The sequence below is a fragment of the Pseudodonghicola xiamenensis DSM 18339 genome (assembly GCF_000429365.1).
Lineage (GTDB): Bacteria > Pseudomonadota > Alphaproteobacteria > Rhodobacterales > Rhodobacteraceae > Pseudodonghicola > Pseudodonghicola xiamenensis.
In genome coordinates this window covers 1-21,779 of the sequence record NZ_AUBS01000041.1, presented here as the reverse complement: position 1 = coordinate 21,779, position 21,779 = coordinate 1, and the positions used below count along the sequence as shown (strand labels likewise).

The following is a 21,779-nucleotide window of genomic DNA, read 5'->3' as shown; positions in this document are numbered from 1 at the left end:
CTGCGGGGGCACACGGTCGCCTCCGTCGTCTTGATCGGTATTTCTCTGTCAATACGGCGCCGGGTCGGGTCCGGGCGCCAATGCAGGCGGTATCGGCGCCTTCTGTAACCGCACCGTTACGTCCGAAAGCTAATGCGTCGGATCATGACAGCATCCCTTTCAGACCTGCCCTCGGGCCTCACCCTTTCGCGTTTGCGCGCGCTGACCGCCGTGGCGGAAGAGGGATCATTCTCTGCCGCCGCCCGCCGAATCGGGGTGTCGCATTCCGCCGTCGCCCAGCAGATCCGCGATCTGGAGCGCGCGCATGAGATTCATCTGTTCGACCGGGTGCGCGGGGTGCTGCGCCCGACACCCGCCTGTCTTGAGCTTTGCGACATCGGCAACCGCATCCAGGCCGCCGAGCGCGATGCGGCGCGGGTGCTGTCGCGGCGCGGTCCCTCGGGCAAGCACCGGCTGCGGGTGGGTCTGGGCAATTCCATGCCCGGGATCGCCATCGTCGGCCGGGTCTTAACGCAACACCCGACGCTGACCGTCACCGTCGACAGCGGTTCACATCAGGACATCATGGCGGCACTGTCCCGGCGTGAGGTCGATGTCGCGGTTCTGCCCGATCTGCCGCCCGATCCCCGGTTTCGCCGCGCCCCGGTGTTGAGCCAGGAGGTCGTCGCCATCACCTCTCCCGGCACTGCGATGGCGCGGCGCGACAAGGTCACGCTGGCCGAGCTCGCGGCAAGCCCGCTGGTGTTCCGCTCTCCCGGGTCGTCGACACAGAAGCTGGTCGACCGCGGCTTTCGCCACGCCGGCCTCAACCCCGAACCGCGGCTGATCGCAGACACCCGAGATGCGGTTTACGAGGCGGTGGCAGTAGGGATCGGCGTGGGTTTCATGTGGCGCTATGGCACCTATCGCTCGGACGTGGTGCAGAGGCTGACGGTGCCGGAGTTCCGCTCCCGAGTGGACGAGGTGGTCTTCGCCCTGTCGGACGAGACCAATCCGCTGGTCGATCTGTTCTTCAATGTGGCATCACAATTCCGTCCCGAAGAGATGATCACCGGCTGAACGATACCCGCAAGGGTCAGAACGTCCCGCCCACCGCCTGGGCACCGGTGACGACCTCGATCATGTCGTTGGTCGTCTTCTCCTGCCGGGCGGCGCGTTCGTCGCGGTGCAGGGTTTCCAGCTTGTGGCCGATGTTGCGCGACGCGGCGTCCATCGCGGTCAGCCGGGCGCTGTTCTCGCTCGCCAGGCTTTCCATCAGCGCATGGGCGATCTTGGCGAACAGATATTCCCCCGCCAGGCTCCGCATCAGATCGGGGGGAGGCAACTGGAACAACGGCGGGGCCGCCGCCGGGCCATCCGGCCGGCTGAGCGGCAGCACATCTTCGACGTCGACGTCGAAACTGGCCCCGGTGCGATGCTGGGCATAGAGAATGCGGGCGGCTGCCACATTCGACAACCTCGCCGCGATCCGCCGGGCCAGACCGGTGACACCGGCCACATGGGTGCACATCGAAAAGCCGAAATCCGCTGTCGCCGCATGTTCCATCGCGGTCACCCGGCCCCGCCGCCCGACGATGATCAACGTCTCGTCCTGCCGCCGCTCGGTCACCATGCACTCGATCAGCCTGGCGTTGAACCCGCCGACAAAGCCGTTTTCCGAGGTGATGACCAGAAGCACCCGCTCCTCCCCGGTGCCAAAATCACCGGGATCACGCACCAGCGGTGCAATCTCGTCGATCGCGCGTTCGACGATATCGCAATAGGCACGGGTGCCCGCGAAGGCTTCCGTCGCCTCGCGGGAGCGCGACGCGGCCATCGACCGCAACGCCCCCACGAGTTCGTCAAGATCGCCGAGACTATCGAGCCGGGCCTGAATGCGGGAGAGTTCCTCCACTCAGCTACCCTCCCCCGTCGGCTGATTGGGGGCCCCGTCCGCATCGTCCGCCGCCGCCGGTTTCAGATCGGCCAGGCAAAGGTCGATCAACTCGTTCAACGCCTTGCGGGCCTCATCCGACAATTCGCCGCTTTCGTCGATCGAGGCGGCGGCGCGCGGCCGCTCCTTCGGCAAACGGTCTGCAATCATCCCGCGCAGCTTCGGCATATCGCCAAGCGGCAGGGTATCGAGCTTGCCTTCAGAGACCGCCAGCAACAGCGTCACCTGCAAAGACAGGGGCAAAGGCGCATATTCGTTCTGCCCCAGAATCGCCCGCAGCCGGCGGCCGTGGTCGATCTTCTTCTGAGTCCGCGCATCCACCATGGCACCGAAACGGGTGAAGACCTCAAGCTCCAGGAACTGCGCGTAATCGAGCTTGAGCGAATCCGCCAAAGACTTGATCGCCTTGGCCTGGGTGGCGCCGCCCACCCGCGACACGCTCATCCCGACGTTCACCGCCGGCTTCTGCCCCTCATAGAACAGCTTCGGCTCCAGATAGATCTGCCCGTCGGTGATCGAGATCAGGTTGGTCGGGATATAGGCGGTCAGGTTTCCTGCCAGGGTCTCTGCCACCGGCAGGGCGGTCAGCGATCCACTGCCGTTTTCCTTCGACAGTTTCGCCGCCCGCTCCAGCAACCGCGCGTGCAGATAGAAAACATCGCCCGGATAGGCCTCCCGCCCCGGCGGCTTGTGCAACAGCAGCGAGAGTTGCCGATAGACTTCGGCGTGCTTGCTGAGATCGTCGAGGATCAGCAGCGCGTGCTGCCCCTTGTCGCGGAAATATTCCGCGATGGTGCAGGCGGCATAGGGGGTGATCCACTGGGCGCCGGGCGCCGCGTCAGCGGTGCCGACGACAAAGACGCAGCGGTCGATATTGCCATGATCGCGCACCGCCTCGATCACCCGGTTGACGGTCGAGGCCTTCTGACCGATGGCGGCATAGACGCAGATCACATCGCCCTTGCTCTGGTTGATGATCGTGTCGATGGCCACCGTGGTCTTGCCGGTCTTGCGATCCCCGACGATCAACTGGCGCTGGCCACGGCCCAGCGGGATCATCGCGTCGATTACGGTGATGCCGGTCAACAGGGGTTCGGTCACCAGATCACGATCGACGATGCCGGGCGCCGGGCGTTCGATCGGATCTGAGCGTTCCGCCTTGATCTCGGCCCCCCCGTCCATCGGGGTGCCAATGGCAGAGATGGCCCGGCCCAAAAGCGCCTCCCCCACCGGAACGCTGGCGACCGCCCCTGTCCCCGTGACCGTGGTGCCGGCGGAAATTCCACCTGCGTCCGACAGCAGCACGCAACCGTGGCCGGCCTCGCTGACCATCAGTGCCAGTCCGATGGTGCCATCTTCGAAACGGACCAGTTCGTTCAGCCGGGTATGTGGCAGGCCGGAAATATGGGCAACCCCATCGCCAACCTCCTCGACCCGGCCGGTGCGTTCCAGATCAGGGCTCACGTCGGCCGCGTCCACCCGGGTCCGGGCCGTGTTCAGCCAGTCTTCCGCCGCGTCCTTCATCGTCGCCATAGGATTACCCTTTCAAATCCGTGACCGCCTGCGCCAGCCGCGCCGCGACCGAGAACCTCAGTACCGCATGGGGAAACCGCAGCTCTGCCCCGCCGATCAGCGCAGGATCGGTTGCAAACCCCAGGGTGATCCCATTGCCGAACCGGTCGCACAGCGCGGCTTGCCAGCCGCTCTGCTCCGCCTCTGGCAGCTCGGTGGCGCTGACCACGGTGATCTCTGCTCCCTCGACCGCCAGATCGGCCTGCAAATCCCGCAGATCAGTTCCCTTCAGCCCGGTCAGATGGGCGCGCGCCTGCGCCAGCGCGGCCCCCGGGCCAAGGATATCTGGCGCTCCCAGCGCCTTTTGCGCCAGTTCGCTGGCCAGCCCGCCGATCTCGGCGCGCAAGTCCTCAACCGTCTGGCTGCGCTCGGCTGCGATTTCAGCACGGGACCGGGCCAGCAACGCCTCGGCCTCGTCATGCGCCTTTTTCAGCAGTGCCTCACGCTCGGCCGACATCTGCTTGTGCAACTCCGCCTCTTCCTGGCGCTGCTTGTCGGCGATGGCGGCGATCCGCCCTTCGTATTCCTGCTGAATCGCCTTGGCCGCATCTTCCTTGGCCTGTGCCGCCTCGGCTGCCTTGCGGTCAGCTTCCTCTCGCTCCTCGATGACACTGCGGATCGGGCGGAACAGCAGACGGCTGAGCAGCCAGACGACGACCAGGAAGTTGATCACCTGAAACGCCAGCGTCCACCAATCAATATGCATGGGGTCAGCTGACGAAGGGGTTGGCGTAAAGCAGCAGCAGCGCGATCACCAGACAGTAGATCGCCATGGTCTCGATCATCGCGAGACCGACAAAGAGCGTGCGCGACACCGTCCCCGAGGCCTCGGGCTGGCGTGCGATCGCATCCATCGCTGCGGCCACGGCCCGGCCTTCGCCCAACGCCGGGCCGATGGCGCCGACACCGACGGCGAAAGCCGCCCCAAGAACACTTACGACTTCTACGATATGATCCATGTCGTTCCCTCTCTCACGTCTTGCTCACACCTCTGCGGCTCCGACCGCAGCGGCGATATAGACGCTTGCCAGAATGGTAAAAATGTAAGCCTGGATCAGTCCGATCAGCACCCCGAGCAACAGGAAGGGGATCGGCAACAGCAGGCCAGCGAGCAGCAAAAGAATGGCGATGATGAACTCGTGGCTCATCATATTGCCGAACAACCGGATCATCAGAGAAAAAATCCGCGTAATCTCGGACAGCAGGTTCAACGGCAGCAGAAACGGCGTCGGCTGCACGTAATGGCGCAGATAGGGGCCGACACCGCGCACGCTGAAGCCATAGAAATGCACCGAAAAGAAGACGATCAGAGCCAACGCCGCCGGAGTTTCAATATGGCCGGTGGGCGACTGCACCCCTGGTAGGATGGCCGAGAGATTGGCGATCGCCAGGAACAGGAAGAGCGAGCCCAGCAGCGGCACATAGCGCCAGGGATCGCGGTTCAGCACCTCGCGCAACTGGCTGACGATGGCCATCACCACGATTTCCAGCGCCGCCTGCACCGGGCCGGCATCCCGCGCGGGATTGCGCAGGAAGACGCGCAGGAAAATCACCATCACCGCCATGATCACCCAGGTGGTCACCACCTGCCGGGCAATCGGGACTGGGCCAATATGAAACAGGATTTCAACGGCGAGCGGATCGGCTTCCATCATTCGGCCCCCCTTGCGCGCCAGACCGCCAGGGTCCGGATGACGACGAAGCCGGCCAGTGTCAGCAACAACGGCCCGGTGCCCTGCAGGGCAGCCAACGTCATCACCGCCACGGCCACCGCCAGCCGCAACACGATAAAGAGAAACGCGCGACCGCGGCCACCGTCCTGGCTGAAGGCCGCAACGCTCAGCCCCAGCAACCAGAAATAGAAGGCGCCGAGCATGGCTCCGGCGGCCAGCCAGATCACGATTTGAGGCAGTTCCGGCAGGGTCATTCCTGATTCATCCTCTTCCAGGCCAGATAAAACCCCAGGCAAGCGCCCAGAAAGGTCAACGCCCCAGTCAGGGTGATGCCACTGCCCAGCTTGTCGTCAAGCCAGCGGCCGGCGAAGACCCCAATCAGGGTGGGGATCACGATCAACCAGCCCAGCGCACCGAACATCGACATGTTCTTCCAGATCGGTCGTTCGCCCTCGCGCGTCCAGCGGTCCCGGCGTTCCTGCCGCAGCTTCACCGCCTCGGTGATCTCTTCATGATCCTCACGCCGGGGATCCGGAGACGGGGTGCTCATTCCACCGCCCCCTGTCCATGACCGCCCCGGGTCCCCTGATCCAGACGCGGCAACGGCGTATCGACCCCACGCTGCGCCAGCAGCATCCGTTCGATTTGCCGCATCGCAGCCAGATGCAGACGGGTGTCGGCAGTCCAGCTTTCATCCTCGGTCTCTTCCGATTGCTCGAGCTGCTTCAGCGCCTCCTCGCCCAGGGTGGCAAGGTCGTGATCGCTGGTTGCCCCGCGCGCCGCGATCTCGGTCAAGGTGCCATCGCTCACCGTGAGAACACCACCACGCACCACCACGAAGCTCTCGGCCCCGGCCTTGTCGCGCCAGGTGACCACCGATGTCGGCAGCACGGTGACGAAATCCGCATGCCCCGGCAGGATGCCAAAGGCTCCGGAGGCGTCCTCCGCCCGGATGTGGGCGACATCCTCGACCGTCGCTACGACCGAGGTGGGCGTGGTCACGATCAGTCTCACGTCGCGCCCCCTTCGGTGCCTGTCGGGGCGTCCCCGGGTGTCGCGGCCCGGGCGGCCTCTTCCTTGGCGCGGGCATCCTCGATGGTGCCGATCATATAGAGCGAATCCTCGGCCCAGTCGTCGGCCTCACCGTTCAGGATCGCCTCGCAGCCCGTCAGCGTATCCTCCAGCGTGACCGAAGCGCCGGCGCGCCCGGTGAATTGCGCCGTCACCCCGAAGGGCTGGGTCAGGAACCGGATCAGCCGCCGCGCCCGTCCGACCGCCTGGCGATCGTTGGCACTCAATTCCTCGACCCCGAGAAGAGAGATGATCTCCTGCAACTCGCGATATTGCTCGATTAGCCGGCGCACCTCTTCGGCAGTATCATAGTGGCGCTGACCGACGATCGCCGGGTCCAGCAGGGTCGAGCTGGAGGCCAGCGGATCGACCGCCGGATAGAGCCCCTCGCTCGCCATGTCGCGGCTCAGCACGATGGCGCTGTCGAGATGGGTGAAGGTGGCCGCCACCGCCGGATCGGTGAAATCATCGGCCGGCACATAGACCGCCTGGATCGAGGTGACGGCGGCAGAGCGGACCGAGGCGATCCGTTCCTGCAGCTCGGCGATCTCGGTCGCGAGTGTCGGCTGATAGCCCACCCGCGACGGCAGACGCCCCAGGAGGCCGGACACCTCGGACCCGGCCTGCACGAAACGGAACACGTTGTCGATCAGGAACAATACGTCCTGCCCCATCTCGTCACGGAAATGTTCGGCAACCGACAGCGCGCTCAGCGCCACCCGCCAGCGCGCACCGGGCGGTTCGTTCATCTGTCCGAACACCAGGATGGTGCGGTCGATCACCCCCGAATGTTTCAGGTCCTGCCAGAGTTCATGACCCTCACGCGACCGTTCCCCAACCCCGGCGAAAACCGAAATCCCCTTGTAGCGGTCGGCGACCGAACGGATCAGCTCCATGATCAGGACCGTCTTGCCCACCCCGGCGCCGCCGAACATCGCCGCCTTGCCGCCGCGCGACAGGGGCGCCAACAGGTCGATCACCTTGATGCCGGACAGGAACAGCTCGCTCCCCGCGGTCTGGTCGGTCAGCTTGGGGGCGGCCCGATGGATCGGCCGGCGCGGCGTGTCCGGGGGCAGATCGCCCATCTGATCGATCGGCTCGCCCACCACGTTCAGCAGCCGCCCCATCACCCCCTTACCGACCGGCACCTGGATCGGCATGCCGGTATTCTCGGCCTCGGTCCCGCAGGCGAGCCCGGCGGTTTCCTGGATCGCGACGCAGCGCACGGTTTCCTCATCGCTGTGCTGCTGCACCTCCAGCGTCAGGGTATAGCCCCCATCCCAGAGCACCGTCAGCGCGGAATTGATCTCGGGCAGCGCCCCCTTCGGGAAACGTACATCCACCACCGCGCCGGAAACTTTGATGATTTCGCCCTTTGGGAATGTCACGGCCTCCGCAGAGGCTTCCGCCCCGGTACTTTCGGAAACCACCTTTTTTTCCGCCGCATTCATCGCAGGTCTCCGACCTGTCCGGAGGCTGAACGCAAATCGCCCCCGGCTCGCGTTTCGGTTGTACCCGACAAAAGCATCGTCCGCTGTGCCAGGGCCCTTGTTCCCTTCGGTCGCGTCGCGCTTCCAGATCCGTTTTCCCTTTCGGCGCGCCGCCCCCTACCGCGACTATTGCCGATAAAATCCCCTCTGGCCATGGGATTACGGCCTGAATTTTCTCAAAGATTATTAAGCTTTCGTGAGCAGCGGACATTTTGCATATAAACTTCGCACTATCAGGATTATGAAAACGCATCCTACGGAAAGGACAGACCATGTCCGGCCTCCTTTGCTCCCTGCCGTTGATCGGCACCCTGTTCGGCGCCTGCGCCGATCCCGCGTCCTTCGCCACCGGGTATGTCGAAGGTGAATACCTTCTGATCGCCCCGGTTGCCACCGCCCAGATCGAGGATTTGCCAATCAGACGCGGCGATCGGGTCGCCGCCGGCGATCTGCTGGTCGAAATGGAGAAACGCGACGCGACCATCGCCCTGGCACAGGCCGAGGCGGCACTGGCCCGGGCCGAGAATGAGCTGGCCGACCTGAAACTGCCCAAGCGGGACGAGGAGATCCATGTGATCGAGGCCGAGCTTGCCTCGGCCAAGGCCGAGGCGGTCGAGGCCGCGCGCGAGGCTGAGCGTCAGAAGAACCTCTACCAGCGCAACACCACGCCGAAATCCCAGATGGACGCGGCGGCAACAGCGCTGGACGTCGCCCGCGCCAAGGTTGCAGAAACCGAAGCCAGCCTGGCCGTCGCCCGGCTGCCGGCGCGCCCCGATGTGATCGCCGCCGCCGAGGCCGCCGTGGCCGAGGCCCGCGCCGCCCGCGAATCCGCCGCCTGGCAATTAAGCAAACGCACCCTGACTGCCCCCGCGGCCGGCAAGGTCACCGAAATCCTCCGCCGTACCGGCGAGATTGCCGGACCGCAGGCGCCGGTGCTGTCCTTCCTGCCCGATGGCGGGGTGCTGCTCAGGGTTTATGTGCCGGAAACGGAAATCTCATCGATCAAGGTCGGCAGTCGCCTCACGGTCAATTGCGACGGTTGCGAGCCCGGCATGGTGGCGCGCGTCTCCTATGTTTCGGACGCTCCCGAATTCACCCCGCCGGTGATCTACTCCCTCGATAACCGGCAAAAGCTGGTCTACCTCATCGAGGCGCGCCCCGAGGCGGGCACGCCCTCGATCCAGCCGGGCCAGATCGTCGATGTCGCGCTGGAGCCCAAGCCGTGACCGATCCGGCGATCGACGTCCACGACATCGTCAAACGCTTCGGCGACCGGATCGCGGTGAACCATGTGACCATGCGGGTCGAAACCGGAGAGATCGCCGGGTTCCTCGGCCCCAACGGATCGGGCAAGACCACTACCATGCGGGTGATCTGCGGCTTGCTGACCCCCGATGAGGGGCACGGCACCGTGCTGGGCCACGACCTGAAGAACGCCGCCCGTATCAAGCGCGAGATCGGCTATATGACCCAGCGGTTTTCGCTCTACGAGGATCTGACGATCGAGGAAAACCTGCAGTTCGTCGCCGGGCTCTACGGTCTGACACCGGCCAAGGATCATGTGCGCGACACGCTCGCCGCGCTGGGGCTGAGCGGACGGCGCCACCAACTGGCCGGCATGCTGTCGGGCGGCTGGAAACAACGGCTGGCGCTGGCCTCCTGCGTGATGCACCGGCCGCGCCTGCTGTTGCTGGACGAACCCACCGCCGGTGTCGACCCGCAGGCACGACGCGAGTTCTGGCAGGAGATCCACGCGCTCGCCGCCGACGGGCTGACCGTGCTGGTCTCGACCCACTATATGGACGAGGCCGAACGCTGCCATCGGATCAACTATATATCCTATGGCACGCTGGTGGTCTCCGGCACCGTCGAGGAGGTGATCGAGAAAGCCGGGCTGACCACCTGGGTGATCGAGGGCGGCGACATTCCCAGGGCAGAGGCCCTGCTCGAAGACGCGCCGGCGGTCGATCAGGTTGCGGCCTTCGGGCTGAAACTGCATGTGGTCGGGCGCGATCCGGTGGCACTGGAACAGGCGGTCCGATCGGCGGCTGCAGCCGGGGGAAGCCAGGCGGCACCGGCCGAGACCAGCCTTGAGGACGCCTTCATCCGGTTCATCGGCACCGACACCTCGGCGCCCTCGGACGGGGGGCGATCATGACCCTGCGCCTTTCGCTGTCCCGCCTTGCCGCCCTGCTGCGCAAGGAAACCATCCAGATGAAGCGCGACCGGGTGACCTTCGCGATGATGCTGGGGATCCCCTTGATGCTGCTGGTGATGTTCGGCTTTGCCATCAACACCGACCCCAAGCATCTGCCCGCCGCATTGGTCGCCCCCGGCCAGGACCGCTATACCCGCGCCATCGTCACAGCGCTCGAGATGACGGGCTATTACCACTTCACCCACCCCAATGTGACCGCGCCCGAGGCGGATGCGCTGATGGCCCGTGGCGCGGTGTCCTTCATCGTCACCATTCCGTCCGACTTCGGCGCCCGGGTCGAGCGCGAGGACGAGCCGCGCATCCTGATCGAAGCCGACGCCACCGACCCGTCCGTCGCCTCAGGCGCGGTCTCGACCCTCAGCACGGTGGCCTCGCAGGCGCTGCTGCATGAACGCCACGCCGAAGCGCAGGCCGAGGCCGCCCAGCGCGGCCAGTTGCAGGTGATCGTGCACCGCCGCTACAACCCCGAGGGCATCACCCAATACAATATCGTTCCCGGCCTGCTGGGGGTGATCTTGCAGATGACCATGGTGATGATGACCTCGATCGCACTGACCCGCGAGATGGAGCGCGGCACGATGGAGAACCTGCTGGCGATGCCGGCGACACCCTTGGAGATCATGCTGGGCAAGGTGCTGCCCTTCTTCGGGGTGGGCGCGGTGCAGGTGCTGGTGGTGCTGGTCGCAGCCAAGGGCCTGTTCGACGTGCCCTTCGTCGGCTCGCTGCCGCTGCTGCTCTGGGGTGTGCTGCTCTTTGTACTGGCGCTGGTGCTGCTGGGCTACACGATCTCGACCTTCGCGCGCACCCAGATGCAAGCGATGCAACTGACCTTCTTCTTCTTCCTGCCCTCGATGCTGCTGTCGGGCTTCATGTTTCCCTATCGCGGCATGCCGAGTTGGGCCCAGGGGATCGGCGAAGCCCTGCCACTGACCCATTTCCTGCGCCTGGTCCGGGCGGTGATGCTGAAGGGCGCCGGTCTCGCTGATGTGAGCACGCCGCTTTTTGCCATGGGGGCCTTCGTGCTGGTCTTCGCACTGATCGCGCTGATACGCTTCCGTCGCACGCTGGACTGAGGGGAGGATCGCGCGGTGATCGCCAAATATTCGGATCATTCCGCCAATGAACGCACCTTTCTGGCCTGGGTCAGAACGGTGATCGCCATCGTCGGTTTCGGCCTCGGCGCCGGCAAGCTCAGCCCGGTGCCGGCCCCGGTCTGGTCGGACGTGGCACTTCTGGCCGCCGGTGCCCTGGTGGTTCTGATCGCCTATCTGCGGATGAGGGCACTACGCCGGGCGATCAATTCCAACGAGGCGAGCGATGACGAAAGCGAAGGCGCCGGTGCCCTGCTGCTGGCATTGGTGGCAGCGCTGTTCGCCCTTTTGGCAAGCTTTGCCCTGCATGTAAGCTGATTGCCCTCGTCCGGCCGCATCCAGGCCGATGCGACTGGACGCCCGCCCGCCAAATCGTATTGATGCGCCTATGACTCCGCTTTCCCTGCCGCCGGCGCGGCCTGTCGACATCGCAAAGAAACTCGGCCAGTTGGGGCTGATCCTGGCACTTGCCGCGATCGGGGCCTGGGCCGCGCGGCATCTGGGGCTACCAATCCCCAACCTGCTGGGCAGCCTGACCGCCAGCGCGGCACTGTCGCTTTTCCTCTATGCCCGGATGGGACGGCGACTGTGGTTCCCGATGAATTTCCGGGCCGCCTTCATCGGCGTCATCGGCGCCATGATCGGCAGCAGCTTCTCCCCCTCGCTTTGGGCGCTGGCTCCCAGCCTGGCCCTGTCCTTTCTGGTGATGAGCCTGTTCATCACCGCCGCCTGGAGTTTGAACTTCGCGATATTCCGCCGACTGGGCGGCTATGACCGGCCCACCGCGCTTTATTCCGCCCTGCCCGGCGGGCTGATCGAGGCGGTCAGTCTTGGTGAACAGGCCGGCGGCAATGTCGAAATCCTGAGCCTGCAACAGTTCATGCGCATTGTCGCGGTGGTGGTGAGCGTTCCTGCCCTGCTGACGCTCTGGACCGGCCATGCGGTGGGCAGTGCCGCCGGCCTGAGCCTGGAGCACGCACCCGCCGATCTGGCCGACTGGCTGTCTTTCCTGGTGATCGTGCCGCTGGGAATGTGGCTGGGCCGCAGGCTGTCGCTGCCGGCCTGGACGATCGTCGGGCCCATGCTGGTCTCAGCGGTACTGCAGGGCACCGGCCTTTGGGACGTCAACGGGCCCGGTCCGTTGCTGGCAGTGGCCCAGCTCGTGGTCGGCGCCGGACTGGGAACGATGTTCGCGCGCTCGACCTTCAGGCATATAGCAAAGGGCTTTGGCCTCGCGCTGATCTCGGTCTCGGCGATGCTGGCGCTGGGAGGTGGCCTGTCGCTGCTGCTGACCCGTCTGGTGCCGATCCCGCTGGAGACGCTTCTGATCAGCTTCTCCCCCGGCGGGGTAACCGAAATGAGCCTGATCGCGCTGAGCCTCGGGGCCGATCCCGTCCTGGTGACCGCGCACCACCTGTTCCGCATTCTCTTCACCGTGCTGGCAGCCAGCGCGATCAGCAAGCGGCTCGCCCGGAAATCCCCAAGCGCACCCGGCGCCTAACCGGCCCGGCCGAGCCGTTCTGACAGCGCTGCCGCTGCGGCACGCACCGCGGCGCTGACCCGCTCGATGTCCAGATCGTCGAGCGCGACCACCCCGACCGAAAATTCCATTCCCTCGAAGCCCGGCCCCTGCAACCCTTCGGTCGAAATCCGCAGTGGGCTGGAAATCCCGATGGCCCCCTTCTGCAGCTCTCCCCGGGTGATGGCATAGCCATCGCGACGGGCGGCGCGGATCGCCTCGGATTCTCCCGGCTGTTCCGGCCGGCTGGAGAGAATCGCGATCCCCGAGGCACCGCGCTCAAGCGGGTGGCGGGTGCCGACACGGTAATGGACGTTCAGGAAGGCCTCACGCGGTTCCGTCGACAGAACCGCCACGCAATCCTCGCCCTGCGCCATCGACAGGAAGGCGGAACACCCTGTCTCGGCCGCCAGCTCTTCGACCACCGGGCGGGCCATGGTGCGCAGGCTGCCTTCGGCATGGACGCCCAGCACGATGGCACCGCTGCCCAGCACGATCCGCCCGTCAGGCAGGCGCGTCACCATGCTGTGATCGGCCAGGGTGGCCACGATGCGATAGGCGATCGCCCGATGCAGCCCGAGCTGATCAGCCAGATCGGCGATCTTCAGGCCGCCGCCGCTGCGCGCCACCTGCATCAGCAGGGCAATCCCGCGATCCAATGTCTGAAGCTTGCCGCTCGACATCTTCGGCTCCTCCCCTTTCTTGCATGTTTCCCGGACCGGCGCCGGCTTTAGCAAAATCGCGAGAGCCCCGGCAAGCGGGATTGACAGACGGATAACATGCACCGTAGATCCATTATCAGTCAATACTTGTTCATTATTCGTAAAACAAGTGTCAGCTGGGAGGAGGGACCAATGACAAAGACCCAACAACAGACGCAACAGATCCCCAGCGGCTGCCCGATGCACGGGGCCGCGCCCTCAGGCTGTCCGGTGACGCAAATGGCTGAGGCGTTCGATGCCTTCGAAGGCCCCTATCAGCTCGATCCAGCCGAGGCGCTGCGCTGGTCGCGCGATCAGCTCCCCATCTTCTACAGCCCGAAGCTGGGCTATTGGGTGGTCAGCCGCTACGAAGACATCAAGGCGGTGTTCCGGGACGGCATCCTGTTCTCTCCCAGGAATGTGCTGGAAAAGATCACCCCCGCCACGCCCGAGGCGATGGAAGTGCTCAAGGGCTATGGCTATGCGATGAACCGCACCATGGTGAACGAGGACGAGCCGGCGCATATGGAGCGCCGCCGGGCCCTGATGGATCACTTCATCCCCGCCAACCTGGAAAAGCACCAGGAGATGGTGCGCCGCCTGACCCGCGAGAAGATGGACGCCTTCATCAACGAGGGCCGGGTCGATCTGGTCGATGCCATGCTTTACGAGGTGCCGCTGAACGTGGCGCTGCATTTCCTCGGCGTGCCGGAGGACGAGATCGCGGTTCTGCGCACCTTCTCGGTGGCGCATTCGGTCAATACCTGGGGCAAGCCCACCGACGACCAGCAGGTCGCCATCGCCCATGACGTCGGCCAGTTCTGGGCCTATGCCGGCAAGATCATCGAGAAGATGAAGCAGGAGCCCGAGGGCACCGGCTGGATGCACGAAACCATCCGCAAGAACGCCGAAATGCCCGATGTGGTCACCGACAGCTATGTGCATTCGATGATGATGGCGATCATCGTGGCGGCGCATGAGACCACCTCGCTCGCCTCGGCCAATATGTTCAAGACGCTGCTGAGCAACCGTGAGGCCTGGGATGACATCTGCGCCGACCCGAGCCTGATCCCCAACGCGGTCGAGGAATGCCTGCGCTATGCGGGCTCAATCGTCGCCTGGCGGCGGCAGACCACGGCGCCAGCGCGGGTCGGCGATGTCGACCTGCCCGAAGGCGCCAAGCTGCTGATCGTGCAGGCCTCGGGCAATCAGGACGAGCGGCATTTCGAGGATGGCGACAAGTTCGACATCTATCGTGACAATGCGATCGACCACCTGACTTTCGGCTATGGCAGCCACCAGTGCATGGGCAAGAACATCGGCCGGATGGAGATGCGCATCTTCCTCGAGGAGATGACCCGCCGCCTGCCCCACCTGCGGCTGGCCGAGCAGGCGTTCACCTATCTGCCCAATACCTCGTTCCGCGGCCCCGATCACGTCTGGGTCGAATGGGATCCCGCGTTGAACCCCGAGAACGAACATCCGGAACTGGCGCATGACCAGCTTTATTTCCCGGTCGGCGCCCCGTCGCGGCGCGACATCGCCCGCAAGGTCCGCGTCGCCCAAGTGCGGCAAGAGGCCGAGGGCATCGTCGGGCTGACGCTGGAAGACGCCAAGGGCCGCCCGCTGCCGCGTTGGAGCGCCGGCGCCCATGTCGAACTGGTGCTGGACGGCTATGACCGCAAATATTCGCTCTGCGGTCGGGCCGATGCCTCGGGCTATGACCTCGCCATCCTGCGCGAAGACGCGGGCCGCGGTGGCTCGCGCTATATCCACGACCACGTGCGCGACGGGATGGAGCTGCGCCTGCGCGGTCCCAGCAACCTCTTCCGTCTGGACGAGGAAGCCCCGGCCCATGTGCTGATCGCCGGCGGCATCGGCATCACCCCGATCATCGCCATGGCCGACCGGCTGAAGGCGCTGGGGAAACCCTACGCCATCCACTATTGCGGCCGGTCGCGCGCGACCATGGCGCTGCTGTGCCGTCTGGAGGCCGATCACGGCGATCATCTGCACGTCCACAGCAAGGACGACGGCAGCCGCGCCGATCTGGCGGCCATCGTGGCGGCCCTGCCCGAAGGCGGCCAGATCTATTGCTGCGGACCCGAACGGATGATCACCGCGCTGGAAGACCTGACCGCCGACAAGCCGGAAGGCACCTTCCATTTCGAACACTTCAGCGCCCATGACACCGGGCTCGACCCCGAGAAGGAACATAGCTTCGAGGTGGAGCTGAAGGATTCCGGCATGACGCTTCAGGTCGCCGCAGATCAGACCGTGCTCGACGCCATTCTTGCAGCAGGCATCGACGTCGCCTCTGACTGTTGCGAGGGGCTTTGCGGCAGTTGCGAGGTCACCGTGCTCGAGGGCGACATCGACCACCGCGACATGGTGCTGACCCGCGGGGAGCGGGCCGAGAACCGCCGCATGATGACCTGCTGTTCACGTGCGAAGAACGGCGGCCGGATCAAGCTGGCGCTCTGACGTCAGCCCGGCCAAGGCACCTATTCCAAGGCAACCCAAGACTGGATCACGACAGGGAGGATCACCGATGAAACTCAAACCCAACCTCTTGGCGGGGGCGGCACTGTCTGCCGTTCTTGCCGTCTCCGGCGCCGTCAGCGCCGAGGCCAAGACCAAGCTGAAAATCAGCCACTATCTGCCCACCGTGCACGGGCTGCACACCGATTTCGTGGTGCCATGGGCGCAGGAAGTCACCGAATGCACCGGCGGTGAGGTCGAATTCGACATCTTCCCGGGCGGCACCCAACTGGGCAACGTCGCGCGCCAGCAGGAACAGGTGATGGCCGGTGTCGTCGACATCGCGCTTGGCCTGACCGGCATTCCGCGCGGCCGCTTCCCACGCACCTCGCTGATCGACATGCCGTTCCTGACCGACAGCGCGGCTTCGGCCACCTATACGCTGTGGTCGATGCTGCCGAACGAACTGGCCGACGACTACAAAGGCATGAAGGTGCTCGGGCTCTTCGCCCATAACCCCGGCGTCATCCATACCGCCACCAAGAAGGTGGAGAAGATGGAAGACCTCAAGGATCTGCGTATTCGCACCCCCTCTCCGGCGGTGTCGGAAATGCTCTCCTACCTCGGCGCCACGCCGCAGGGCCTGCCGCCCGGGGAGGTTTACGAGAACCTCCAGCGCGGCGTGCTGGACGGCACCGTTTTCCCCTGGGATCCGGTCAAGTCCTTCGGCCTGAACGAAGTGCTGAAGTATCACCTGGAAGCCGGCGTCTATACCGTTTCCTTCTTCTTCGTGATGAACGAACGGTCCTACAAGAAGCTGAGCCCCGAGGTGCAGGCCTGCATCGACAAGTATTCGGGCGACGCGCTTGAGCCGAAGTTCGGCCCCTGGTGGGACAAGTGGGATGAACCCGGCCGTCAGGAAGCCATTGCCGCCGGCCACGAGATCACCACGCTCAGCCCTGAGGAACGAGACCGCTGGCGCGAGGCGCTGCAGCCGATGATGGCGAAATATGTCGAGCAGGTGAAAGCCTCGGGCGTCGACAACGCCCAGGAAATCTATGAAACGATGAAGGCCAAGGTCGCGGAATACGATGCCGCGCACTAAGGCCAGGAGCCGCTGATCCCGCCCCGGCCCGGCCCGAGTGGCAAGACCACCCGGGCCGGTTTCCGTTCAAGAGGAGGAACACCGCTGTGAACACCCTGAAGACCCTGCCACGACGGCTGGTGTCGACGCTCGCCGTGATCGGCGTGCTCGCCTATGCCGCAGCCGCCGTGGTGACGGTGGCCGATATCGTCGGCCGCAACCTCGGCATGCCGATCGAGGGCGTGGTCGATCTGGTCCAGCTTTTCGTCGTCGCCGGCGCCTGGCTGGTGATGCCCTATGCGTTTCAGGCCGCCGCCCATGTCAGCGTCGATTTCGTGCTGAACATGCTGCCCGCTGCCGCCGCCGCGCCGCTGAAGGTTCTGGCCGCGCTGGTGGCGCTGGTGCTGGTCGGGCTGATGCTGTGGTACGGTTTCGACACCTTCAAGCTGCGCACCATGTTCGGCGACCGGTCGCAACAGCTTGGCATCCCGGTGGCCTGGTACTGGTATCCGCTGCTGGTCGGCCTGGCCGCATCGCTGATCGGCATTCTGATCCAGCTTTCCGACAGCCTGAAGAAGGAGCCCCAGGCATGAGCGATCCGACCCTGGGCCTTCTGGGCTTTCTCGCAGCCCTCGGGCTGATCGCGCTCGGCCTGCCGGTGGCGATCTCGATGGGCGCCATCGGCGTGATCGGCTATTGGTGGATGAACGGTTGGATGGGCGCCGCCTATATCCTCGGCTCCAGCCCCTTCGAGTCTATCTTTCCCTATTCCTTCTCGGTCATCCCGCTTTTCGTGATGATGGGCGTCTTCGCCTCTCATGCCGGGCTGTCGCGGTCTCTGTTCGACGTGATCAACAGCTTTATCGGCCACCGCCGCGGCGGGCTGGCGGTGACGGCGGTGGGCGCCAGCGCCTTTTTCGGCGCGATCTGCGGCAGCTCGCTCGCGACCGTCGCCACCATCGGCCGTGTCGCCCTGCCCGAGATGAAGCGCCACGGCTATGACCCCTCCCTCTCGACCGCAACGGTGGCGGCCGGCGGCACGCTGGGCGTGCTGATCCCGCCCTCGGTGCTGCTGGTGGTCTATGGCCTTCTGACCCAAAGCTCGATCGGCCAGCTTTTCATCGGCGCGCTGGTCCCCGGCATCCTCGGCGCCCTGCTCTATGCGCTGGCGATCATCATCCGGGTGCAGATGACCCCCAGCCTCGCCCCCAAGGCCGAGCGTATGGGCTGGGGCGCCCGGATGAAATTCCTCGGGCAAATCTGGCCGGTGGTCCTGCTGTTCGCGGTGGTGATCGGCGGCATCTACCTTGGCTGGTTCTCCCCCACCGAGGCGGCAGCCGTCGGCGCGGTGGGCGCCTTCCTACTGGCGTTGGCCTCGGGCGGGCTGACGCTTCAGGCGATGCGTTCCTCGGTGTTCGAGACCGCAGGGTTGACCGGCATGATCTTCTTCATCCTGATCGGCGCCGCGCTGTTCAATGTCTTCCTCGAAGAGACCGGTCTGCCGCAGATGCTGATCGAACAGATCCAGAGCTCGGGCCTCAGCCCGCTGACGGTGATGGTGCTGATCCTGATCTTCTACGTGGTGCTGGGCTGCTTCATGGATTCGATGTCGATGATCTTGCTGACCGTGCCACTGCTGGCCCCGGTGGCGCTGGAGCTTGACTATAACCTCGTCTGGTTCGGCATCGTCGTCGTCACCGTGGCAGAGATCGGGCTGATCACGCCGCCGATCGGGATGAACCTCTTCGTGGTTCAGGCGGCGGCCGGCAACGTGCAGCTCTCTACCGTGGTGAAAGGCATCCTGCCCTTCATCCTGGCCGATTTCACCCGGCTGGTCCTGTTGGTGGCCTTTCCCGCGCTGGTGCTCTGGCTGCCGCGCGCGATGTTCTGAGCCGGCCCCAGGACCAGATCGAGAAAGGGGCGCCCCAACGGGCGCCCCTTTCCGTTTCGTCCCTTGCGGGCCTGTCACAGCATGGTGCCGGTTTCGGCCAGGCGCACATGCCAGGACAGCGCCTCTTCCATCACATGCGGGGTATGACCGCCCCGGACGACAGCGCGCTTGTAGTAATCCATCAGTTGATCGCGATAGATCGGATCGCAGCAGTTCTGGATGATCAGCGGCGCCCGTTCCCGCGGCGCCAGCCCGCGCAGATCGGCCAGGCCGAATTCGGTGGCCAGAATATCCACGTCATGTTCGTTGTGATCCACATGGCTGACCATCGGCACCACCGAGGAGATCTTGCCATCCTTCGCCGTCGCCTTGGTGACAAAGATCGACAGATAGCCGTTGCGCGCGAAATCGCCCGATCCGCCGATACCGTTCATCATCTTGGTCCCGCCCACGTGGGTCGAGTTGACGTTGCCGTAGATGTCGAATTCCAGCGCAGTGTTGATCCCGATGATGCCCAGACGCCGCACCACCTCGGGGTGGTTGGAAATCTCCTGCGGGCGCAACATCAGGCGCGACTTGTACTTGTTGAGGTTCGGAAAGACCTCCTTGTACTTTTCCGCCGACAGGGTGATCGAGGAGCCGGAAGCGAAATCCAGCTTGCCGCTGTCGAACAGATCGAAGGTCGAATCCTGCAGCACCTCGGAATACATCTTGAGGTCATGAAACGGCGTGTCGATCAACCCGTGCAGCACCGCGTTGGCGATCGTGCCGATGCCGGCCTGCAACGGTTGCAGCGAATTGGTCAGCCGGCCCTTCTTGACCTCGTGCTGCAGGAAGTCGGACAGATGGCCCGCGATCCCCCGGGTGCCGTCATCCGGCGGCAGGATGGTCGAGGAACTATCCAGCTTTTCGGTGATGACGATGGCCGCGATCTTGTTCGGGTCGATCGGGATGAAGGGCACCCCCACCCGGCTTTCCGGCGAGACCACCGGGATCGGCATGCGCACCGGGCGATGGGTCGGGATATAGATGTCGTGCAGCCCTTCAAGCTGGGTCGATTGCGACAGGTTGATCTCGACGATCACCTTTTCCGCCAGGATGGCGAAGCTGGCCGAGTTGCCGACCGAGGTGGTCGGCACGATGCCGCCCTGTTCGGTGATCGCGACGGCCTCGATCACAGCCACATCGACCGGGCCGAGTTGCCGGGTGCGCAGCATCTCGACGGTTTCCGACAGGTGCTGATCGACGAACATCACCTCACCGGCGTTGATCGCCTTGCGCAACGCCGGATCGGCCTGAAACGGCATCCGGCGCGACAGCACATGCGCTTCGGCCAGGGTCTTGTCCAGATCGTTGCCCAACGAGGCACCAGTGACCAACGTGATCTGCAACGGTTCCGTCTTCGCGCGTGCTGCCAGCGCCATCGGCACCGCCTTGGCCTCGCCTGCACGGGTAAACCCGCTCATGCCGACCATCATGCCATCCTTGATCAGCAGGGCGGCCTCTTCGGCGCTGACGATACGATCAAGAAGTGCGGAATTCCGCACGCGGTCTTCGTACATGGACACGTCCTTCGCATTTGGGTTCAGGAACCGCCTCAGAGCAGCCCTTCAATGTATTGCCTGCGAACAGGTGGGGGAGGAGGCCCCGCGCCCGTCGGCAGTCTGTTCCCACATATGAAAAGGCGTGTCGAGGTCATCCAAGGGGATCAAAATGTCGCTCTCACACATTTTGTTGCACAAAGCCCTGTATAAACATGCAGAATATTACTTTCCATGGATATGCAAACCAGATATGCAAAAAACGGGATGCACGCCGTCTTGTCTCCGCACCCGTTCCCGCGAACAGCGGCCAATCACGCAGAGAACCGGCCCTGCGGCCCGCACCAGCAGCACCAAAACCGGAGGCGACCATGACCAGACCCGAACCACCGGACGCCCTGCCCCCAGAGCAGCAAAGCGCGCTATTCGAGGCTGCGGCGAAAGAATTCGCAGCCAGGGGATTCGATGGCGCGTCACTTGATCGTATTCTCGGCCAGTCGGGGATCGGCACCACCGCCTTCGCCGATCATTTCGCCGACAAGGCCGGCCTGTTCACCAGATTGATCGAACGGTCCCTGTCGGTGCTGTTCGGACAGATCGGTCCCTTCGATCCGGACCAACTGACGGCCGAGACCTATTGGAGCGAAATCGCGGCGTATTACCATCGCGCAATCACACTGGTCGATCACAACGACTGGATGGTCCGCTTCGGACGACTGTTCTATCAGCTGCGCGATACCCCGGCCCTGGGTTCAGCGACCAACCCGCTGTTCGACATCACCCGAGACTGGGTCCGCAAGCTGATCGCCCGGGGGCAGGCTCTGGGTTCCCTGCGGGCCGACCTGCCGCCCGATCTGATGACGGATATCGCCATGGGCATCCTCGAACCGCTCGACCGCTGGAGCGCGGCCCATTGGCCCGAGCTGTCGGAGGCCGAACGCCAGGCGCTTCCCGACCAGCATATCGACCTGTTCCGCCGCGCCTTCACCGCCGCCAGCCCCCGGGCTTAGGCGCAGATGGCACTAACAGGACGACCCGGAACCGCCCCCAGTCCGAGGATAGTCCGACGTCTCTCCTGACCCGGCTGTGATCACATCTCGCGAGCAAACATTCAGCAGATTTGCGGCGAAGGTCGGAAACGAGTCCAACGTGATAGATGCTGCACCTTACTCGAATGACCTGTGTGGATGGCTCCCGCATAGCAAGTCGTAAATGATCTCATGTACCTTTTCAGAAGCGGTCTTGTGTCCGGCCTGTTTGCGCGGCTCACACCGCTGGCCCTGATGGGATCCGCAGATCAGGTTCCTATCTGCTTCGCGGGCATTTGCGCCCGGGACATTCAGCGGAGCGTCCTGATCATTGCGGCTGAAGGGTACACCATCACATCGTCGGTCTTGCTCTCTCGCTGTTTCTCTACGTCTCAGGCTGTGTGCGGGCGGTAGGGTTCGCTCCTGGTCAGCACCGCCCACATGATCCGCCCCGTCTTGTTCGCCATGGCGACGGTCGCGAGCCGG

At 64.6% G+C, this 21,779-nt stretch carries 22 protein-coding genes; 11 read left to right on the top strand and 11 right to left on the bottom strand.

Going from position 1 to position 21,779, the window contains the following annotated elements; genetic code table 11:
* Positions 1-144 precede the first annotated feature (144 nt).
* Positions 145-1,059, top strand: coding sequence for a LysR family transcriptional regulator (locus G455_RS0119750; protein WP_028095270.1), 915 nt, complete (start codon positions 145-147; stop codon positions 1,057-1,059).
* Positions 1,060-1,075: 16 nt separating this feature from the next.
* Here G455_RS0119750 and G455_RS0119745 read toward each other — a convergent pair whose 3' ends face one another.
* Genes G455_RS0119745 through atpD form a run of 9 tightly spaced genes read right to left on the bottom strand, consistent with a single transcriptional unit; the run spans position 1,076 to position 7,700 of the window.
* Positions 1,076-1,894 (bottom strand): F0F1 ATP synthase subunit gamma, encoded by an 819-nt coding sequence (locus tag G455_RS0119745; RefSeq protein WP_028095269.1) that lies wholly within the window; start codon positions 1,892-1,894, stop codon positions 1,076-1,078.
* Positions 1,895-3,466 carry a F0F1 ATP synthase subunit alpha gene (locus tag G455_RS24770; protein WP_084437144.1) on the bottom strand — a complete coding sequence of 524 codons (1,572 nt, stop codon included), beginning with the start codon at positions 3,464-3,466 and terminating at the stop codon, positions 1,895-1,897.
* A 4-nt stretch (positions 3,467-3,470) separates the two neighbouring features.
* Positions 3,471-4,211 carry a F0F1 ATP synthase subunit delta gene (locus G455_RS0119735; RefSeq protein WP_028095268.1) on the bottom strand — a complete coding sequence of 247 codons (741 nt, stop codon included), beginning with the start codon at positions 4,209-4,211 and terminating at the stop codon, positions 3,471-3,473.
* Positions 4,212-4,215: 4 nt separating this feature from the next.
* The gene (locus tag G455_RS0119730; RefSeq protein WP_028095267.1) at positions 4,216-4,464 is read right to left on the bottom strand and encodes a F0F1 ATP synthase subunit C; all 249 of its coding nucleotides are present in this window, start codon (positions 4,462-4,464) and stop codon (positions 4,216-4,218) included.
* 24 nt (positions 4,465-4,488) lie between these two features.
* Positions 4,489-5,160, bottom strand: a complete 672-nt coding sequence (gene atpB, locus G455_RS0119725; RefSeq protein ID WP_229861839.1) for a F0F1 ATP synthase subunit A — start codon at positions 5,158-5,160, stop codon at positions 4,489-4,491.
* The gene (locus G455_RS24765; protein ID WP_051312647.1) at positions 5,157-5,432 is read right to left on the bottom strand and encodes an ATP synthase subunit I; all 276 of its coding nucleotides are present in this window, start codon (positions 5,430-5,432) and stop codon (positions 5,157-5,159) included. The genes atpB and G455_RS24765 overlap by 4 nt, the downstream gene beginning before the upstream one ends.
* A complete protein-coding gene (locus G455_RS0119715; RefSeq protein ID WP_028095265.1) occupies positions 5,429-5,728 on the bottom strand; it encodes an AtpZ/AtpI family protein in 300 nt (99 codons plus the stop codon). The genes G455_RS24765 and G455_RS0119715 overlap by 4 nt, the downstream gene beginning before the upstream one ends.
* Entirely contained in the window at positions 5,725-6,192 is a 468-nt protein-coding gene (locus G455_RS24760) for a hypothetical protein (RefSeq protein ID WP_051312646.1), read from the bottom strand. The genes G455_RS0119715 and G455_RS24760 overlap by 4 nt, the downstream gene beginning before the upstream one ends.
* On the bottom strand, positions 6,189-7,700 hold the full coding sequence (atpD, locus tag G455_RS24755) for a F0F1 ATP synthase subunit beta (RefSeq protein ID WP_084437143.1): 1,512 nt from the start codon (positions 7,698-7,700) through the stop codon (positions 6,189-6,191). The genes G455_RS24760 and atpD overlap by 4 nt, the downstream gene beginning before the upstream one ends.
* A gap of 311 nt (positions 7,701-8,011) precedes the next feature.
* Between atpD and G455_RS0119700 the strand changes: the two genes are divergently transcribed.
* The 5 genes from G455_RS0119700 (at position 8,012) to G455_RS0119680 (ending at position 12,549) form a co-directional block, all read left to right on the top strand.
* On the top strand, positions 8,012-8,965 hold the full coding sequence (locus G455_RS0119700) for an HlyD family secretion protein (RefSeq protein WP_028095264.1): 954 nt from the start codon (positions 8,012-8,014) through the stop codon (positions 8,963-8,965).
* Positions 8,962-9,897 (top strand): ABC transporter ATP-binding protein, encoded by a 936-nt coding sequence (locus tag G455_RS24750; RefSeq protein ID WP_051312645.1) that lies wholly within the window; start codon positions 8,962-8,964, stop codon positions 9,895-9,897. The genes G455_RS0119700 and G455_RS24750 overlap by 4 nt, the downstream gene beginning before the upstream one ends.
* Positions 9,894-11,030, top strand: a complete 1,137-nt coding sequence (locus G455_RS0119690) for an ABC transporter permease (protein ID WP_028095263.1) — start codon at positions 9,894-9,896, stop codon at positions 11,028-11,030. Before G455_RS24750 ends, G455_RS0119690 begins: the two co-directional genes overlap by 4 nt.
* A 15-nt stretch (positions 11,031-11,045) precedes the next feature.
* A complete protein-coding gene (locus G455_RS0119685) occupies positions 11,046-11,366 on the top strand; it encodes a YidH family protein (protein WP_028095262.1) in 321 nt (106 codons plus the stop codon).
* 70 nt (positions 11,367-11,436) lie between these two features.
* A complete protein-coding gene (locus G455_RS0119680; RefSeq protein ID WP_051312644.1) occupies positions 11,437-12,549 on the top strand; it encodes an AbrB family transcriptional regulator in 1,113 nt (370 codons plus the stop codon).
* Here G455_RS0119680 and G455_RS0119675 read toward each other — a convergent pair.
* On the bottom strand, positions 12,546-13,250 hold the full coding sequence (locus tag G455_RS0119675) for an IclR family transcriptional regulator (RefSeq protein WP_028095260.1): 705 nt from the start codon (positions 13,248-13,250) through the stop codon (positions 12,546-12,548). The genes G455_RS0119680 and G455_RS0119675 overlap by 4 nt on opposite strands.
* Before the next feature lie 171 nt (positions 13,251-13,421).
* Here G455_RS0119675 and G455_RS0119670 point away from each other — a divergent pair, with 171 nt between their 5' ends.
* The 4 genes from G455_RS0119670 (at position 13,422) to G455_RS0119655 (ending at position 18,724) form a co-directional block, all read left to right on the top strand.
* A complete protein-coding gene (locus tag G455_RS0119670; protein WP_051312643.1) occupies positions 13,422-15,752 on the top strand; it encodes a cytochrome P450/oxidoreductase in 2,331 nt (776 codons plus the stop codon).
* Positions 15,753-15,819: 67 nt separating this feature from the next.
* The gene (locus tag G455_RS0119665; protein WP_028095258.1) at positions 15,820-16,854 is read left to right on the top strand and encodes a TRAP transporter substrate-binding protein; all 1,035 of its coding nucleotides are present in this window, start codon (positions 15,820-15,822) and stop codon (positions 16,852-16,854) included.
* Positions 16,855-16,940: 86 nt separating this feature from the next.
* The gene (locus G455_RS0119660; RefSeq protein ID WP_028095257.1) at positions 16,941-17,426 is read left to right on the top strand and encodes a TRAP transporter small permease; all 486 of its coding nucleotides are present in this window, start codon (positions 16,941-16,943) and stop codon (positions 17,424-17,426) included.
* Positions 17,423-18,724, top strand: coding sequence for a TRAP transporter large permease (locus G455_RS0119655; protein ID WP_028095256.1), 1,302 nt, complete (start codon positions 17,423-17,425; stop codon positions 18,722-18,724). Before G455_RS0119660 ends, G455_RS0119655 begins: the two co-directional genes overlap by 4 nt.
* Before the next feature lie 74 nt (positions 18,725-18,798).
* Here G455_RS0119655 and G455_RS0119650 read toward each other — a convergent pair whose 3' ends face one another.
* A complete protein-coding gene (locus G455_RS0119650) occupies positions 18,799-20,286 on the bottom strand; it encodes an acetyl-CoA hydrolase/transferase family protein (protein WP_028095255.1) in 1,488 nt (495 codons plus the stop codon).
* A gap of 350 nt (positions 20,287-20,636) precedes the next feature.
* Between G455_RS0119650 and G455_RS0119645 the strand changes: the two genes are divergently transcribed.
* Complete coding sequence (locus G455_RS0119645) at positions 20,637-21,275, top strand: TetR/AcrR family transcriptional regulator (RefSeq protein WP_028095254.1); 639 nt, start codon at positions 20,637-20,639, stop codon at positions 21,273-21,275.
* Positions 21,276-21,779 lie beyond the last annotated feature (504 nt).